This is a genomic window from Pseudoalteromonas sp. D15MCD-2 (assembly GCF_038562745.1).
Taxonomy (GTDB): domain Bacteria; phylum Pseudomonadota; class Gammaproteobacteria; order Enterobacterales; family Alteromonadaceae; genus Pseudoalteromonas.
Window position 1 is genome coordinate 849,443 of sequence record NZ_JBCFQE010000002.1, and the last position, 16,973, is coordinate 866,415.

Consider the following 16,973-nt stretch of genomic DNA (forward strand, 5'->3'; position numbering starts at 1 on the left):
AAAGCCAAGCTTTGCTATCGTTTAATGCAGTGGCAAATTAGATTTTGCCAACTAGGTCTAGTGAAGGAGCAAGTGTCTCTTCACCTGGCTGCCATGATGCAGGACATACTTCACCGTCGTGGTTAGCAATGTACTGTGCAGCTTGTACTTTACGTACTAACTCTTTCGCGCTACGGCCGATACCTAAATCGTGAGTTTCGATTACTTTGATTTCGCCTTCAGGGTTCATTACGAATGTACCGCGAAGAGCAAGGCCTTCGTCTTCAATCATCACACCGAAGTTACGAGTAATACGACCTGTCGGGTCACCAATCATTGGGAATTTGATTTTACCAATTGTGTCAGACGTATCGTGCCATGCTTTGTGAGTGAAGTGTGTGTCAGTAGATACTGAGTAAACTTCAACGCCCATTTCTTGAAGTTGCTCGTAGTAATCAGCAACATCACCTAGCTCTGTAGGACATACGAAAGTGAAATCTGCTGGGTAGAAGAAGAAGATTGACCACTTACCTAGCACGTCTTTTTCTGTTAGTTCTACAAAGTCACCGTTGTGGTAAGCTGTTGCATTGAATGGTTGTAGTTTTGTGTTAATTAATGAAGTGCTCATAGTATTCCTCATTGATGTATTTAAAAATGTTTAATTAACGCAGCCTTGCGTCTGCTTGATTAATACAATAGAGGTCTGAGCGATCAAAATAAAATTGATTGTTTAGATTAAATCGATTTGTTTTTTAGATTGAAAGAATGGAAATACCAAAAACTACAAAGCCCTCAATTACTTATGTAACAAAGGGCTTTCACTTCAGGGAACAAAATTACTTACTAAAACCGTATAAACTCTTTGGTTTAATGTAGTTAGGCTCAATTCCTTGCTCTTTTGCAGCTGCTAACATCACTTGCTCAATCCAACCTGCATCCATAATGTTCATATAGTTACCATCTGGGTCAAAGTTAATGTTAGACCCCATAACAACCATAAAGGTATCGGTCACTTCAGTGTTGTCTGCTGGTACTTGAAATTGATGAATCGAACCGCCTGGCTCAAACAAATAGCTACCAGCCACTTGTAAATCGTCTGGGTATTCTGTGTAGTGCCAGCTGCCCGCCAAGGTATATAAATGTACAACACCAGTATGAAAGTGCTTTGGCAAAACCGTACCTGGCTCAAATAAAACACGTAATACCCATACCCCATTCTCTGAATCCAGCATGAGTGGATAAATGTGTACCCCTGGTAAGGCGTTTTTAATCAGCTTTTCATCATTTGTATGAATAGTCAGTAAGAAATCTTGATGATTAATAATATCTGGTAATGCCATGTGTGTGCCCTCTTTTCTAAGTATTTGTAAAACGACTCATTGCTCCAGTTAATACATTGTTAAACTTTAATGACTTGTATTACTTTACTTTTCACGCAATTTTTTTTACTTTTTACGCCAGCGCACTAAAAAAGAGCACACTATGCCCCGTTTAACACAAGCACCTGATCTTATTAGAGTATCTGCTCTACACGGCTATATTGAACTGATCGAAAGTAAATTGGTGAACCCTGACGCACTATTATCGCGCGTTGGTTTAGACAGAAAACAATTACAAGATGCCAATAACTTTGTGCAGTATCAGCAACTCATTCAGCTTTTAGAACTCACCGCGAAAGAATTAAACCTGCCCTATTTCGGGCTAGAGTTAGGGCGGTGGCAAAGCTTAAATATCTTAGGATCTCTTGGTTATTTGATGGGTAATTGCGACACCCTTGAAATGGCACTAAAGAACTTAACTAAGTACTATCATGTACATCAAAATAGTGCTGATTTACTCCTTGAAGTAGACCAAGACTATATAAAGCTATCTTTTTTAGTTCGCACTAGCTTAAAGGTGAGTGTTTACCATGCTGCTGACTTAGCCTTAAGCGTTGGGGTCAATTTGTTAAAGCAGTTAACCGATGATCAAATAAAGTTGTCTCGTTTGGAGCTGCCCCATAGCTGCGATGACAACCAAAGTGTTTATCGCCAAGCGCTAGGCCAAATTCCAGTATTTAACTGTGCACAAACCGCAATTGTATTTGAGAGAAAATACCTAAAACTCCCTATTAAGAACTCAGATAAGCAATTGTTTTCTATACTTAGCCAGCAGCTTGGGCAGCTTCAAGACACAAAACGTGAAAACATTGCAGATCATGTTGAAGTACTGATCAAGCAATACTTACTCCACGAAGAGTTTGGCGTAAACCTCATAGCCGAAAAATTATCAATGAGTGCTCGTAGCTTGCAGCGTCACTTAACAAAGCATGACACAACCTTTCGTGAATTAGTCGATGATGTACGCTGTAATCTAGCACACCAATATTTAACAGAATCTAGCCTCAGTTTATCGAACATCTCAGATATCTTAAGCTTTTCTAATTACAGCGAGTTTACTCGCGCTTTTAAGCGCTGGTATGGCATTCCACCAAAAGATTATCGTAAGACACACTCGAGTTAATGGCGTAAAAAGTTAAAAACGGGTCGTTTAAAGCTAAGTTTTCTGTTAACAATTTATATATATTGACTAGCTAGTTTCGCTAATTAGTGGTCGTGCAATGTTAAGAAGAGTGTTTATTACCGGTGCCAACAGTGGCATTGGGTTCGAATTGGCAAAGCAATATATTAGCCGTGGTGACGATGTTGCGTTATTCGATTTACATTTCAACGAACAAACAAAACAATCGTTAAGTGTTCTTGCTGATGATTACCAATACATTGAGTTTTTTGCTACGCATATCTGCGATACTGAAACGCTGCAAACTCAAGTAAATAATGCAATCGCAGCGATAGGCAAACCAGATTTAGCCATTTTTAGCTGCATTACCAATGTGCAACTAAGTAAAGAAAATAGTATTGCTTGTCAGCACTTTGCAACACTAATAACGCCACACTTAAGCATGAACGGCCACCTAGTAATTACATCCCCCCTTATTGATGCAACTAAATTTACGCCAGAGCCAAACGCTTTGATTTTAGCCAAAAAGCTACGCAAGAAATTTAAGCCAAATAACATAAAAATCAGCTTAATTTGCGCAAGCAAAACATCTAAAGCCATAACAAACCCAGCCAATACTGCACAACACATTTTGCGCAGCTTGGATAAACAAAAATTAATGGTGATCCTAGGCTTACAATCTAAACTAACCTATATCATGAGTCGTTACTTACCGAATTGGATAATGGGTTCTGTGATGGATCGCCTCATTAAACAACAATTAATAAGAACAACACGCTAAGGAATCCCCATGAACACACATGATAACCTCACGCAATTAATAGAGCATACTTGTCAGACTTATGCCGACCTTCCTGCCTATAACAGTGCAGGTAAAACACTCAGCTATGCCCAAGTTGAACAACAGTCTCGCTATTTGGCACAGTGGTTTCAACAACAAAGTGGTCTTGTTGCTGGAGACAGAATAGCCATTCAACTACCTAATGTTGTTGATTACCCTGTCGTTACCTATGCAGCAATTCGTGCTGGTTTAATCGTAGTCAATACCAACCCGCTTTATACTGCTCGTGAAATGCTACACCAGTTTAATGATGCAGATGTGAAAGCCATTGTTATTCTTGATGCTCTTGCCGATAAATTAGCAACGGTTATCAATGATACCTCGATCAATACCGTTATTGTTGCAGCGGCTGTTGCTGAGCCAACATTGCAAGAGGGTCAATTTTCGTTAAACGAACTCATTCGCCAAGGTGAAAGACTCGCCCCTCTTGATGCTCATCAAGCAAGTCGTGACGATATTGCTGTTTTACAATACACCGGCGGTACCACAGGGGTTGCCAAAGCTGCGATGCTTAGTCATGGCAACATTTTAGCCAATGCCGAGCAAATGAATGAGCGCTTTGACGATATTTTAAAGCCCGGTCAAGAAACGGGTATTTGCCCGCTTCCGCTTTATCATATTTACGCCTTTACAGTGAATATGGTTGGCCTATTTGCCATGGGGCAATTTAACGTACTGATCCCAAATCCTCGTGATTTAGATGCGTTAGTTAAGCAAATCGAACCATTTGAGATTAATTACTTTTCAGGGATTAACACCTTATTTATTGGCTTGTGTATGCACCCAGGGTTCAGGGCACTGAATTTTTCAAACTTAAAAATGACCGTCTCAGGGGGCGCAGCTTTAACACATGCTGCAGCTGATGCGTGGATGACCACCACAGGTTGTACAATTACAGAAGGCTATGGCTTATCAGAAACCTCGCCTGTTGCAACCTTAAACGACTTTAAAAAAGAAGAAATTGGTAGTATTGGCCGCCCACTCTCAAACACCACTGTGGAAATTTGGGATGAAAACGACGAGCCTGTTGCTGACGGTGAGTCTGGCGAAATTGTTGTTAAAGGCCCGCAGGTGATGATGGGTTATTGGCAACGCCAAGATGAAACCGACAAATGTATGAAGCGAGGTTTTTTCAAAACCGGTGATGTGGGTCTAAAACTACCAAGTGGTAATTACAAAATTGTAGACCGTTTAAAAGACATGATTATTGTTTCTGGCTTTAACGTGTACCCTAACGAAGTTGAAAACGTACTTTGTCAGCACCCAGCTATCTGCGAAGCAGCTGTTATTGGTGCAAAAGATGAAAAAACCGGTGAGCGTGTCTGTGCCTACATTACTTTAAAAGAGCAGATTGATGAGCAACAGGTGAGTGACTATTGCCGCGAAAACTTAAGTGCTTATAAAGTGCCTAAATCAATCATTTTTATGGAACAATTGCCTAAATCGACGGTTGGCAAAATTCTACGTCGAGAGTTACGCCAATAATAAAGCGATCGTTTTAGCCGCCTAACTGGTATAAAATAGTTAAAAGATAAAAGCATGCCGTTAGGGCGTGTTAACCTTTTATGATTAATTTTGCAGCAGTGTGTTTGGTATTTAGGCAAGGCAGAGCCTATGTAGTGTGGTTGTTCCACATAAATAGGCGATAACGCAGCATCAATGCCAAACACGCGCTGCCCTTCGGGTTCTTCCTAGGGGCGATTAACTCTTTGTTGCTCGGTTTTTACTTAGCCCACTAGGTTACAAATCTCGCGCCGCGATTAAATCGCCCCTAGAGTGAACAAATTTCAATCTACAAAGGTCAACACGCCCTATTTGCTTTTTAATTTAAGCGGTTTAAAGGTCATTATGGAAAAGTTTATTAATCACATTCAACTTGGTTACTTAGGTTTACTACCATTTTTAGGCTGCGTAGGTTGGCCACTTATTGCAGGAAGTAATGCCGTCAATTTAGACTTTTTCACTTTTTATAGCATCGCTATTTTAGCCTTTATGGCTGGCAATTTATGGCATGCAGGACAGCAAACGCATGCTGATGCTATAAAAGCGATTATTCCTATCTTACCGATTGGCTTTTTAAGCTTTTTACCAGCAACTTGGACACTGGCTTGGCTCGCAGCAAGTTTTTGGTTAGTGCTGTTATTTGAAAAAAGCTCACCGCAGTGGCAAACCTATCACGTTGATTATCAAAAAATGCGTTTTGTTTTAACGTCAGTGGTGTTTGTATGCCACATATTTGTAATTGGCATGAATATCTATCCTGAGTAGCCCTTTTCTTGCGTTTGCGGTAACATCCGCGGCTCAGTTTTTTAAGGACTTGCTATGATAGATCAACTGCGCGCTAAACTAGACCACCTTGGCGAAAATTACGTAGAAAAAAACGCTCACTTTAAAATAAAAGTGATCCCGTTTTTTTGTGCGATTCACATTAAAAAAGATCATAAAAACCAAGGCAATTTAAAGCTATATTCTAATCAGTTGATTGAAATATTTTTAGCTACCATGTTCTTGTTATTCGGCTTAATGCTTTTTGACACAGACGCGGGTTTTACCCATGGTCCTATTCATATCGTTATTGCCGTATTGATTAGTTTTAACTTAATCTTTAAGCAAATAGCCATTGAAGGGCTTAAAACTCGCTTAGCCCTTTGCCCTGAAATCGCGCAAGAAACAACGCCAGCACAAGGCAAATAGCAACATGTTTTTAGACCCTAGTTGGCGCATATTAACGGTTGGCGATGGTGATTTATCATTTTCACACTCTGTTGCTCGTTATATAAAACCTGCCAAGCTTGTTGCTTCAACTTATGATGATGCAAACACCATAGAACAAAAATATGCCGACAATGCACTTAGCGTCTTGCAACAACTTAACATTGAAACACTCACCGAGTTTGATGTCACAAAGCCAGACTCGTGGCAGCGCTTAGATGGCGCCTATTTCGATGTGGTTATTTTTCAATTTCCACTTATACCAGCGTTTAAAGGTGAAGCTGCATTTAAAGCACATACCCAACAAGGTGGTATGAATGTTTTAAACCGTGCTTTGTTGCATCGCTACCTAGACTACGCAAGCCAGTTCGCATTAGATAAAAACGGCCCGATGCTCTGCTACATCACCTCTAAAGATGTAAAACCATACCGCGAATGGAATATTGAAGGCAGCTTAAATCAAGGGCTGACTTGCCAATATCTAGGGCAAATGCCATTCGATATTAATTTATTCCCAGGCTATAAAATTCGCAATGTTGATCGCGATAAACACGTTAAAGACACCAGTGGCATTACCTATGTATTTAGCGAAAAAACTGACAATAGCATTACTGAAAAGCTGACTTTACCCGCTTATTTAGGTGATAAACACTGTGCATTATGCCGAGTAGGCCCTTATATGGCACAAGAAGATGAAGACAAACATTTGTTAAGCAAAAAACATAAACAAATGGAAAAGTTTGAACAGGATTGGCAAGCATGGCTTGCACAAAACAACGAGGAGTAACCATGAACTTTGTGATTGTAGGTACCAATTTTATAAGCGATACACTACTGAGTGCAGCTAAACAAATTGAACAATTCTCCTTATATGGTGTGTGCTCTCGAGAGCAGCAAACAGGCGAGGCTTTCCTTGCAAAGCACGATGCTCAAAAGGCTAAGGTGTTTACCAATATTGAGCAAGTATGCGAAGACCCATTAGTCGATGCCGTCTACATTGCTGCGCCAAATAGCTTACACAAAGACTATGCTGTAATGTGTTTAAAAGCCGGTAAACATGTTTTAGGTGAAAAGCCTTCGGCTGCTAATAGTAAAGAACTAGAGGCCATCATTCAGGCGGCCAAAACACATCAACGCTTATACATGGAAGCGATGATGACCACCCATTTACCAAACTTCGCACGCTTAAAAAATGCAATTGCAAAGATTGGCACACCCCGCAAATATATTGGTCAATATAGTCAGTACTCATCACGTTACGATAAATATAAAAATGGCGAGCGACCAAATACTTTCTTGCCAGAATTTGCTAACGGTGCATTAGTCGATTTAGGTATCTATCCGCTGTATATTTTGCTCGGATTATGGGGCGCGCCTCAGAGTGTAAAAGCCAGCGGCGTGTTACTTGAGACCGGCGTTGATGGCGCTGGCGATGTATTATTAAATTACGCAGATAAGCAAGCGGTGATCAGCTATTCGAAAATCTCGCAAGGCGATAATTTTACTGAGATCCAAGGTGAAAAAGGCCGTATTCGTATCGAAGCAGTCTCTTTATTAAAGCGTATGCAATATATCGGTAACGATGGCACGGTTGAAGAACTCTCTGAGCCATTTGATGAACACTTTATGCGCCATGAAGTAAACCACTTTATTCAAGCAGCGAATGCCGGACAAATTGAGTCATCAGTTAATACTCATACACTGTCAAAACAAGTTATGGCAGTGCTCGATGAGGCGCGAAGCCAACTTGGCGTTGTGTACCCCGCCGACCAATAAATTTAATATTCAAGGGCAGTTGACACTGCCCTTGTTATTTTTAGCCCCCTTCATACAAGCTTAAATGACGACCTCTAATTAACTTACTTGTAATTTTTATTGAAATTAGATTTTTGTACTATGGTTAATAATATTTACTTTCAATGAGAAGGGTAATATTTTGACTATTCGCTTTTTACTCAGATCCGTTTTTGCAGCAACTATTACCCTTGCAGCAGGTCTACTCCTCATTATTCTATTTTTGCAATCAGGCCAAGATGAAAGTATGGAGTCGGCTCAACAGCGCTATGAGCTAAGTCACCTTGCTAAGTTTTCATCTTCAAATTCGATTCACCTTACAGAACTTGCTCGTCAACATGTTGTAACCTTAGAAAACCGCTATAAAGAAGAATACCAAGAGCTTGTTAACCAAATTCAAGGTAAAGCAGCTTGGCTAAATGGCGAAAAGAAAAGCTATGTGCAGCGTTTAAAGGCCTTTAATGTGGCTGCTGATGATTTAGCTCTCTTGCAAAAATCCAACGACTTATCACTCAAACTAGTTGAAACAGAAGAAAGAGCGTTTAGCTTAGTCAATGATTTACTTGGCCGTGATACAAATAACTTAACCACAAGCGAGCACAAAAGATGGGTACAAGCTATTACGCTTTTAACCAACGATGCTTACATGGCCGAAGTTGAGAAAATTCAGCAACCCGTAAAAGCATTTTTAAGTTCAATCGAGGAAAAAAGTGCTGCGGATGTTAAAAGCAATCACGACCGTGTGGTCACTCTAAGTTTAATTAGCACAGCTTTAGTCCTGACAATTATTGCTACCTTGATAGTGTGTTACTGGCAATTAGAGAAAAAAGTGATTAAAGCAACTCATGCCTTAATTGATGAAGCAAAGCGTATCTCTGAAGGTGATTTATCTTGTTATATTGATCACAAAGCTGATGACGAAATAGGCCAGCTTGCGAGCAGCTTTAATATTATGGTTGATAAGCTATCTCAGCTACTTAAAGAAATACATGATCAATCAGAGCAAGCGCAAGTGGCAGCAAAAAGCCTAGATGAAATTTCACAGCAAGCTAAAACGCTAAATGATATTCAAAGCCAAGCGATTGAGGTGATTTCAAGCTCAGTCTATGAAAACTCAACGGCCGTTAAAGAAGTCTCTCAAAACTGTGCAGAAGCGGCAAGCAGTGCCACCGCAGCTAATCAGAAAACCCAAGAAGGTCTACAGGTTGTACAACAAGGAGTTAGCTCTGTTGAGTCAGTGGCCGATACACTCACCAAATCACTAACAGACCTTAACCAATTAGAAGCATCAGTAAATGAAGTCACGGTTATTTTAAGTGTTATCAGTAATATAGCCGAACAAACTAATTTATTGGCACTCAATGCCGCAATCGAAGCTGCAAGAGCAGGTGAACAAGGCCGAGGTTTTGCCGTTGTAGCTGATGAGGTAAGAACTTTAGCTAGTCGCACACAAAGCTCTACTCTTGAGATCCAAGATAAAATTGACTCATTGCAATCTGCAACCAATGCTGTAACGCAGAGGATACGCTCTAGCGATAATCAAATTAAAGAAGCGGTGATAAACTCAGAAAAAGTGGGCCTTATGCTCGATGAAATTAGCGTACAAGCAAAAGCCATTTCTGATGCCAATATGACCATAGCTTCTGCATCTGAGCAGCAATCTCAAGTGACCGAAGAAATCGCCCAGCGCTTAAACGAAGTACAAGATACCAGTCGAAAGTCGCAGCAACAAACGCAAAGCATTTCGGACTCATCGAGTAAGCTGGCTAACTTGGCGAATAACTTAAACGGGCAAATTAATCGCTTTAAATTAAGCTAGTCGCTGATCCAGCTCAGCGACTAGCGATTAGTTTAAAATCGATAAGTAACAGATGCACCGATAGTTTGCGGGTTAACCACTGCCACATAGCCTTGTGGGTAACGACCACTGACAGGTTCTTGTGAGGTATATGCTTCTTCATCTAAGGCGTTGTTGATGAAGGCACTTATCAACCATTGTTCAGTATCATAAGTTATCGATAAACGCGTAATAGTGTAATCACCCGCAACACGCTCTTCTGTGTTTGTTAAGTCACCATAAAATTCATCAACATAATTGGCACTTAAATTCACTTTTAAACTATCGGTAAACCAATGCGACAGACCTAAACTTGCCGTTAACTCCGGTGCAGAGTTTAAATCATTGCCTACGGCATCAGGAAAGGCTGATGATTCATCAATTTTAGTTTTCAATAAACCGAAACCGCCATGTAACTGCCACTGATCGCCCAGCATGCTGTAGGCTTCTACTTCTAAACCATAGCTATGAGCATCTTCAATATTAGTGATTTTACGCTCAGAGCTTAGCGCTTGATAACCGTTGAAGTTATTGTAAAACACATTAGCACTAATATTCATGTCGCCATTATTTAAAACGCTGCGCGAACCTACTTCATAGGTATTAACGGTTTCTTCGTCGTAATAGTAATAATCTTCAGCGGTAAAATCGAGTGCGCCACCACCCGCGTTGTAGCCACGACGTGCACTGGCAAATAAAGTCGTTTCGTCACTAATATCATATTGAATCGCAAGCTTTGGTAAACGTAGTGTGTGTGAATTATCAAGTTGCTCAACGAGCATATCACCACGAAATGCCATATTGAAATTACGTAATTGTTCTTCACGCTCAATACGCAGACCCGCTGTTAATGTTAATTCGCGGCTTAGGTTAAAGCTTGTTTCACCATAAACAGCGGTCGATTTACTGCTATCGTCGCCGTAATAGTTGGTTGCTCCCACACTTTCAAAGTCTTGGTCACGATCAAAGTAAGCAAGACCAACAAAGCCTGAGTAAAAATCATTGCTTAAACCAAAGTTAAGTTTGGAATCTACAGTGATATTACTCTCATCCATTGATACGTCAGATTCTGCGCTTTCAAGTGGCTCGTATGCCTCAAAGCCCCATTTGTAATCCATGTAAGCAACTAAAACATCTAACGAGAAATCATCGTTAATTTTGTAATCAACATTCACTTGCGTGGTATCAGATTCAGTATCCATAATACGTTGATAAAGCGGCTCATAATCAAATGGCTCATCCGCTAAAAAGTATTTGCGACCCGAATTACCTTCTTCACTGTAAGTTGAATAAGTTAGCTGTACAGCAAGATCTTCATTTGGTGTGTAAAGTAATTTAGCGCGTGTGCTGCTGGTATTTAACTTGTTTAATTCACGATCAGTTGGATTCGTTTCGTATACCGGTGGATTCGAAAACGTTTCGCCATCAACATACTGAGTTGATAACCGAAATGCTAATACATCTTCAACTAACGCCCCTGATACCACTGCGGCAGTATCTAGGTAGCTATCTTGGTTGCGATAACCGACGCGCACTGCCCCTTCAAATTCTTGAGTAGGTGCTTTGGTTGTCATGTAGACAGCACCCGCAATACTGTTACGACCATTACTGGTTGATTGCGGCCCTCGGTAAACTTCAATTTGCTCTACATCCCACAGCCCCGTATCACCGGTTAAATCGGCTACAAACGGTTGGCTAACACCATCAATCAAGGTTGAAACACGAGCCTTTGAGCCACCACTAAATGAGTTAAAACCCGTTGCACCACCATTACCTGATACGCCTCGCATATCTGGCACCGAGCCCGTTAACACAACGACGTTCGCCATTTCTGACAGTGCTTCAGATATCGAAGCAAGTTGGCCGTTTTCTAGTAAAGACTTATCAACAACCGCCACTGACGACATGGTCTCTTTAAGTGACTTCTCTGTTTTTTCACCTGTAACAACAATGGTATCCATGGATTTTCGACTGCTTTGGTCGTCGTCAGCCCATGCTGAGCCTTGCGTAACAAGTAATGATGCAAGCATAACTTTGGTGAGTGAATTAAGTTTAAATGCAGTAGCCAATGTCCTTTCCCCGTAAGAGATTATTAGAATTAAACAAATTAAGTTTGATAGAAAAGCGCTAGGAAATTAACACAAGCTTAATAATATTGCAATTGAGTTTAGTTATCATTTACAATAAGATTTAACATCAACTACAACTATAATCTTATGCTCATTTTTACCGTTACCCTGCTTGTCGTTTTCGCTGTCAGTATTTTCTACTGCACCAGAAAGCAGCAGCGATTCTTAAAAAAACCAATCAAAAAACAATGGCGATTACTTTCAATTACGTTAACCGTTTGCGCACTAATACTTGCCCTTCAACAGTTTTCAACCACGGCAACCGTGTTCTTCATCATCTTTAGCATCATGCTAATGTTGATGCTGATCCCTTTTACTAGCCTGCTGCAAAGAAAAGGATAATTCATGACAAGCTCATCTAAACGCCAGCCGACTTGGTTAGGAAAAACCCTAGCAGGTGTATTTTTAGGGCTGGCACTCTCATTTATTTTCGTTGCTTTTTTTGCTTGGTATGGCCCAGGAGGCATTGATGCTCGCGATAAAGTGCAATTTAACATGTGGATGATCACGCCTGTTTGGCTAACCATTTTTAGTTTTAGTTATTTATTCAACTCAGCAAAACAAGCGTGGCTTGTGCTTGGCAGCTTAACTGTGCTGCTTTATGGGGTGTTTTTTATGCTAAGGAGTGCATCATGAAAGTAAGATCGGATATTCTTCGCACCTATCAAGGTGTACACACATGGACAGGCATCATTGCAGGTTTAGTGCTGTTTATTGGTTTTTATGCGGGCAGTTTGACCATGTTCAAGCATGAAATCCAGCAATGGGCAGCACCTATTCAAGCTCCTAAAATCACCAGCTCTAATTATGACTACCAAACGCTGGTAGATACTGCGATTAATGAGCGAGGCGAGCAACTTGCCAAAGGCTTTAACCTTGATTTACATACCCAAGATGCACCTCTTTCGTGGTATATCAAAGGCAATGCCCGAGGCATGGAGCTTGATAAACAACTTAACTTCGCACACCTAAATGCTGATGGCACATTAAACGTCAGCGCACAAACCGAAAACGAACTTGCCGATTTAATTGATTATTTACACCGTACAGCAGGCTTTATAGGCGAAATTGGCCATGACCAATCTGGTGTTTATATTCTTGGCATTGCCTGTGTTTTGTACTTTTTAGCTTTGGTCTCTGGGGTAATTATTTTACTGCCGACATTAGTTAAAACCTTTTTTGCACTGCGTAAAGAAAAAGGGCCTAGTCGATTCTGGCTCGATAGCCATAACCTTATCGGTATCGCCAGTTTACCATTTCACTTAGTCATTGCATTTACTGTGGTAGTGTTTGCGTTTCATGATTTTATTTATGGTGGTTTAGCGCAATTTTATGATGGTAAGCCATTGTTTCAGCGCCCTACACCTGCCGCGCAAAGTTTTCATATTGAGAAATTACCACGTATTGATGAGCAATTACTCGCAGCGAAAAGCTATGCCCCCGGCTATGAGCCAATCCACATTCGCTATAGTAATTTAAATTCAGCATCACCTTCTGCGGTGTTTATGATGAGTAACAATAATGCGGTAGTACGTGGCCCGGATACCGATTACTTATTTATGAACCCATACACGCTAGAAGTGGTTAACTCAAGCTACCCGCAAGGCGAAGATGCGGTGTGGGGTAACATGGTTGCCAGTATTTTCTCACTCCATTTTGGTACCTATGGTGGAGATTGGGGTCGTTGGGGCTACTTTATTATGGGGTTACTAGGCGCCTTCTTATTCTATTCAGGTAACTTATTATGGATAGATAAACGCTTTAAAAAAGATCCCAATAAACGCAGTACCTTGTTTATGGCTAGGCTCACTATTGGTATTTGTTTAGGGTCTATGATAGCTGTCGCTTTCACACTCCTTGCTGCAAAATGGCTACCTACTCTTGTGAGCAACACAAACTACGCAACCCTATACAGTTATTACGCAGCTTTTTTTGTTTTTGTGATATATAGCTTCTTAAACCCTGTACAAAAGGCAACCATTGCTGGTTTTTACATACTAGCGAGCCTATGTGCGTTAATGGTGTTATCTACACTTTTAAAACTTGCCTCAAGTGACGTTAACACTCTCTTTTACTCAAGTTATATGGTCGACATTGTCGCTGCTGTATTTGCTGCTATTTTCTTTAAAATGGGCAAACGCCAGCAACAAAAACAGACCACGCAAAACATCATGCCAGCCTTTGAACAAGCAAGTCGAGCTTAAGCATTCTGAGTATGGGTATCAAAGCAATTTGATACCCATAATTTTGCTTTATCGAAAATCTGTGTCCGTTTAACGAAAAACATTTCTTCTCCAATAAAACATCAGTAGAATCGCCGCAAACTTGAGCTATTAACTTTCATAAGGACAGTGATGCAGCGCACCATTCCACCGTTTTTTATTGCTGTTATTTGCGTGCTCCTCGCAATGGTTACCATTCAATCTGGAGCCTCTGTTGCAAAGCAATTATTCCCTTTAATTGGCCCTGAAGGCACCACAGCACTGCGCTTAGGCTTTTCAGCAGCTATTTTGTGCCTTGTGTTTAAACCTTGGCGCGCATTTCCGCCTATTGGGCAACGTATGCCGATCATCGTTTATGGCTTGAGTTTAGGAGGCATGAATATTCTGTTTTATTACGCGATTGAACGTATTCCTTTAGGGATAGGTGTAGCACTAGAGTTTACTGGCCCCCTTGCGGTTGCTCTTCTTTCGTCACGTAAAAAACGCGACCTGTTTTGGGTAGCCTGCGCCATTGCTGGCATAATTTTATTGCTCCCAGATATGAAAGGCGAAGACAGCCTTGACCCTGTAGGTGTTATTTTAGCCCTTGCGGCGGGAGCGTGTTGGGCGTTTTATATATTGTTTGGCAAAAAGACTGGAAACCAAGGCTCAGGCGGAATGACCGTTGCCATGGGTATGAGCGTCGCCGCGATTGTACTTGTGCCTTACGGCGCAGCTTCTCAAGGCGCTGCACTATTGAGTTGGGAAGTATTACCGCTCGGTATTTTAGTGGCAGTCATGTCAAGTGCACTACCCTATACCTTAGAAATGATGGCACTACGTAATATGCCAGCGCAAGGCTTTAGCATTATGATGAGTTTAGAGCCAGCGATTGCAGCATTAGCTGGCTTTATAATCCTAGGTGAGTTTTTAAGCGTGTGGCAATGGTTAGCTATTTTACTAGTAATAACCGCGTCCGTTGGCAGCTCGATGTCGAGTAATTCAGAAGATCAGAAAAGTCAGAAAAACAGCTGATTTAACATTTTAAATGCTTTTTTTAATACTTAAAGACTAAATTTTAGACTCAAAAACAGCTTTTATCGGCATTCGTAAAGTGAGGGTTCTCACTATAATGCTCACTATTAATACAAAGTGGTCTTATCTCTTTGTGTCGGAATAAACCTAATAGTGGGATTTACTTATGTCGATAAAAACTAACTTGTTACTTTCAAGCCTTGCAGTTGCAAGTGCATTAGCTACATCAAATGCTGTTGCAGCTAGCTGTCAGGGCGAAATCTTTGCAATGAACTCTGGCCGTGGTGAAACCGGTGTTGTATTTAGCCTTGACGAGCAAAACAAGTCGGCTACGGCACATTCAATCGCTCAGTTTAGCTCTGCAGCGATTGCCTATGATGCTTCAACAAATCGTACTTATTATACTTCTTCACCTATTCCGCTACAGTACAAAGTTGATGTTAGTCACCTTGATGTCAGTGATGAGGAGTATTCACACCTACCTATTCGTGCCGATAAATTCAAATATAGTCGCTTAGCCTATTTAGATCATGCAACAGGTGAACATGTTGTGGTTGGTACTACTAAATCTGTAATTGGTATGACCTATGATGCAAGCTCTGATTCACTACTTGCAGTTAGTTTTACCAAGCTATACAGCATTGATAAAAACACTGGCGAAGCAAATGTACTTGCAGATTTTAGCGACATTGATGGCTTAAGCCGCGCTGATTTAGTCGTTAAAAATGGCGAGCTTTTGCTAATAACCACAACCTCAGTTTACAGTATTGACCGCACAAGCTTTGCGGCTACCGAGCTTTCAAAACATGAGCTAATCGCGGTAGGCGGTGCGACAGTTAATAACAATGGCGACCTTGTGATCAGCCGCTCTGTCATCAATGACCATGGCGATAAAAACGAATCTAAGCTTTACCGTTTAGATCCGTACTCAGGCGAAACCTGCCTTGTAGCAACACTACCAGTTCGCATTAACGACTTAACGACCAATACGCAAAATGCTGTAGCATGTGATGTAGAGCCTAGCTGCTCATTACCGAGTGAACAAATCCCTTACTATTCAGAAGCAGTGATTAAACAGCTAGATAGCAACTGGAAAAGTTATGACTTTGGTGATCAAGAATTTACCGCACCAGCTGTATTTACCTCTGCGCCAACATTTAATGGTAAACACGGTGGTACAAACCGTTTAACTGACGTATCACCAGCGGGATATTCTGTATCTTTCCAAGAGTGGCAATATCTGCAAGACGGCCAAGGTCACCCTAATATTGAGTCGTTTGACTTCTTAACAATGGACGAAGGTCGCTACACAATGAGCGATGGCACTATCGTTGAAATTGGCAGCTTTATTTTAAACGATACTAAAGCTTATAAAGCGGTAGAATTTAGCGAAGCATTTACAGCAAAACCACATATATTCTTGCAAACACAAACTTTTAATGGCCCTCATACAGTTTATACGCGCGTTGCAGGCTTAAATAATGCAGGTTTTAGTGCCGCATTTTTTGAACAAGATACTTTAAATGAAGGCCACCGTAATGAACGTGTTGCTTACTTTGCGATTCTTCCTGGCTCAGGTACGACCGGTACTCTTGAGACTCGCGCAGGTAACAAACAATATAGCTTGTATCAAGCCGGTATTAACCATGAGGGAGCTCAAATTGGTGAGCACTTCTATTTCTTACAAGAAGATAAGTCTTTAGATTCTGAAGTGGTTCATGCTAAAGAACAGGTACAAGTAATGGATATAGAGGAAGTGAGCCTTGCTCAATCTATTACAACCAAAGGTCCAGATAACTTTAGTATCCGCAGAAAATAAATACTCCTAAATCTAGGCGCCTCAGGGCGCCTTTTTCATACCCAATTAGTAAACTCGCCTTTTCATATACACAGAACTCTTTGACATAATTAGTTACATTTATTTGTATTAACATATCACCTTTGCG

15 protein-coding genes are annotated in these 16,973 nt (G+C 40.9%); 12 read left to right on the forward strand and 3 right to left on the reverse strand.

Annotation, left to right across the window (positions count from 1 at the left end; genetic code table 11):
* Window positions 1-37 precede the first annotated feature (37 nt).
* Window positions 38-607, reverse strand: coding sequence for an alkyl hydroperoxide reductase subunit C (gene ahpC, locus AADY36_RS20560; RefSeq protein WP_054553958.1), 570 nt, complete (start codon window positions 605-607; stop codon window positions 38-40).
* Window positions 608-815: 208 nt separating this feature from the next.
* Window positions 816-1,319, reverse strand: coding sequence for a 2,4'-dihydroxyacetophenone dioxygenase family protein (locus tag AADY36_RS20565; RefSeq protein WP_054562481.1), 504 nt, complete (start codon window positions 1,317-1,319; stop codon window positions 816-818).
* Window positions 1,320-1,461: 142 nt separating this feature from the next.
* On the opposite strand from AADY36_RS20565, the gene AADY36_RS20570 reads away from it, so the two are divergent.
* The 8 genes from AADY36_RS20570 to AADY36_RS20605 all read left to right on the forward strand — a co-directional run bounded on the left by AADY36_RS20570 (window position 1,462) and on the right by AADY36_RS20605 (window position 9,644).
* On the forward strand, window positions 1,462-2,481 hold the full coding sequence (locus AADY36_RS20570) for an AraC family transcriptional regulator (protein ID WP_054562482.1): 1,020 nt from the start codon (window positions 1,462-1,464) through the stop codon (window positions 2,479-2,481).
* A 97-nt stretch (window positions 2,482-2,578) separates the two neighbouring features.
* On the forward strand, window positions 2,579-3,259 hold the full coding sequence (locus AADY36_RS20575) for an SDR family NAD(P)-dependent oxidoreductase (RefSeq protein ID WP_342409627.1): 681 nt from the start codon (window positions 2,579-2,581) through the stop codon (window positions 3,257-3,259).
* Between the two features lie 9 nt (window positions 3,260-3,268).
* Window positions 3,269-4,804 (forward strand): AMP-binding protein, encoded by a 1,536-nt coding sequence (locus tag AADY36_RS20580; RefSeq protein ID WP_342409628.1) that lies wholly within the window; start codon window positions 3,269-3,271, stop codon window positions 4,802-4,804.
* A gap of 363 nt (window positions 4,805-5,167) precedes the next feature.
* Complete coding sequence (locus AADY36_RS20585) at window positions 5,168-5,587, forward strand: DUF3429 domain-containing protein (protein ID WP_054562485.1); 420 nt, start codon at window positions 5,168-5,170, stop codon at window positions 5,585-5,587.
* A gap of 54 nt (window positions 5,588-5,641) precedes the next feature.
* Window positions 5,642-6,013 (forward strand): hypothetical protein, encoded by a 372-nt coding sequence (locus AADY36_RS20590; protein ID WP_054562486.1) that lies wholly within the window; start codon window positions 5,642-5,644, stop codon window positions 6,011-6,013.
* A gap of 4 nt (window positions 6,014-6,017) precedes the next feature.
* On the forward strand, window positions 6,018-6,818 hold the full coding sequence (locus AADY36_RS20595; protein ID WP_054562487.1) for a class I SAM-dependent methyltransferase: 801 nt from the start codon (window positions 6,018-6,020) through the stop codon (window positions 6,816-6,818).
* Window positions 6,819-6,820: 2 nt separating this feature from the next.
* Window positions 6,821-7,807: a Gfo/Idh/MocA family protein gene (locus AADY36_RS20600; protein ID WP_054562488.1), complete on the forward strand. Its 987-nt coding sequence runs from the start codon at window positions 6,821-6,823 to the stop codon at window positions 7,805-7,807.
* 160 nt (window positions 7,808-7,967) lie between these two features.
* Window positions 7,968-9,644 (forward strand): methyl-accepting chemotaxis protein, encoded by a 1,677-nt coding sequence (locus AADY36_RS20605; RefSeq protein ID WP_342409629.1) that lies wholly within the window; start codon window positions 7,968-7,970, stop codon window positions 9,642-9,644.
* A 32-nt stretch (window positions 9,645-9,676) separates the two neighbouring features.
* Here AADY36_RS20605 and AADY36_RS20610 read toward each other — a convergent pair whose 3' ends face one another.
* Window positions 9,677-11,692 (reverse strand): TonB-dependent receptor, encoded by a 2,016-nt coding sequence (locus tag AADY36_RS20610; protein WP_342409661.1) that lies wholly within the window; start codon window positions 11,690-11,692, stop codon window positions 9,677-9,679.
* 444 nt (window positions 11,693-12,136) lie between these two features.
* Here AADY36_RS20610 and AADY36_RS20615 point away from each other — a divergent pair, with 444 nt between their 5' ends.
* From AADY36_RS20615 to AADY36_RS20630, 4 genes are all read left to right on the forward strand, one after another.
* Window positions 12,137-12,427 (forward strand): hypothetical protein, encoded by a 291-nt coding sequence (locus tag AADY36_RS20615; protein ID WP_054562490.1) that lies wholly within the window; start codon window positions 12,137-12,139, stop codon window positions 12,425-12,427.
* Window positions 12,424-13,995: a PepSY-associated TM helix domain-containing protein gene (locus AADY36_RS20620; protein ID WP_342409630.1), complete on the forward strand. Its 1,572-nt coding sequence runs from the start codon at window positions 12,424-12,426 to the stop codon at window positions 13,993-13,995. The genes AADY36_RS20615 and AADY36_RS20620 overlap by 4 nt, the downstream gene beginning before the upstream one ends.
* Before the next feature lie 150 nt (window positions 13,996-14,145).
* Window positions 14,146-15,027: a DMT family transporter gene (locus AADY36_RS20625; protein WP_342409631.1), complete on the forward strand. Its 882-nt coding sequence runs from the start codon at window positions 14,146-14,148 to the stop codon at window positions 15,025-15,027.
* Between the two features lie 166 nt (window positions 15,028-15,193).
* Window positions 15,194-16,846, forward strand: coding sequence for a hypothetical protein (locus AADY36_RS20630; RefSeq protein WP_342409632.1), 1,653 nt, complete (start codon window positions 15,194-15,196; stop codon window positions 16,844-16,846).
* Window positions 16,847-16,973: the final 127 nt, after the last annotated feature.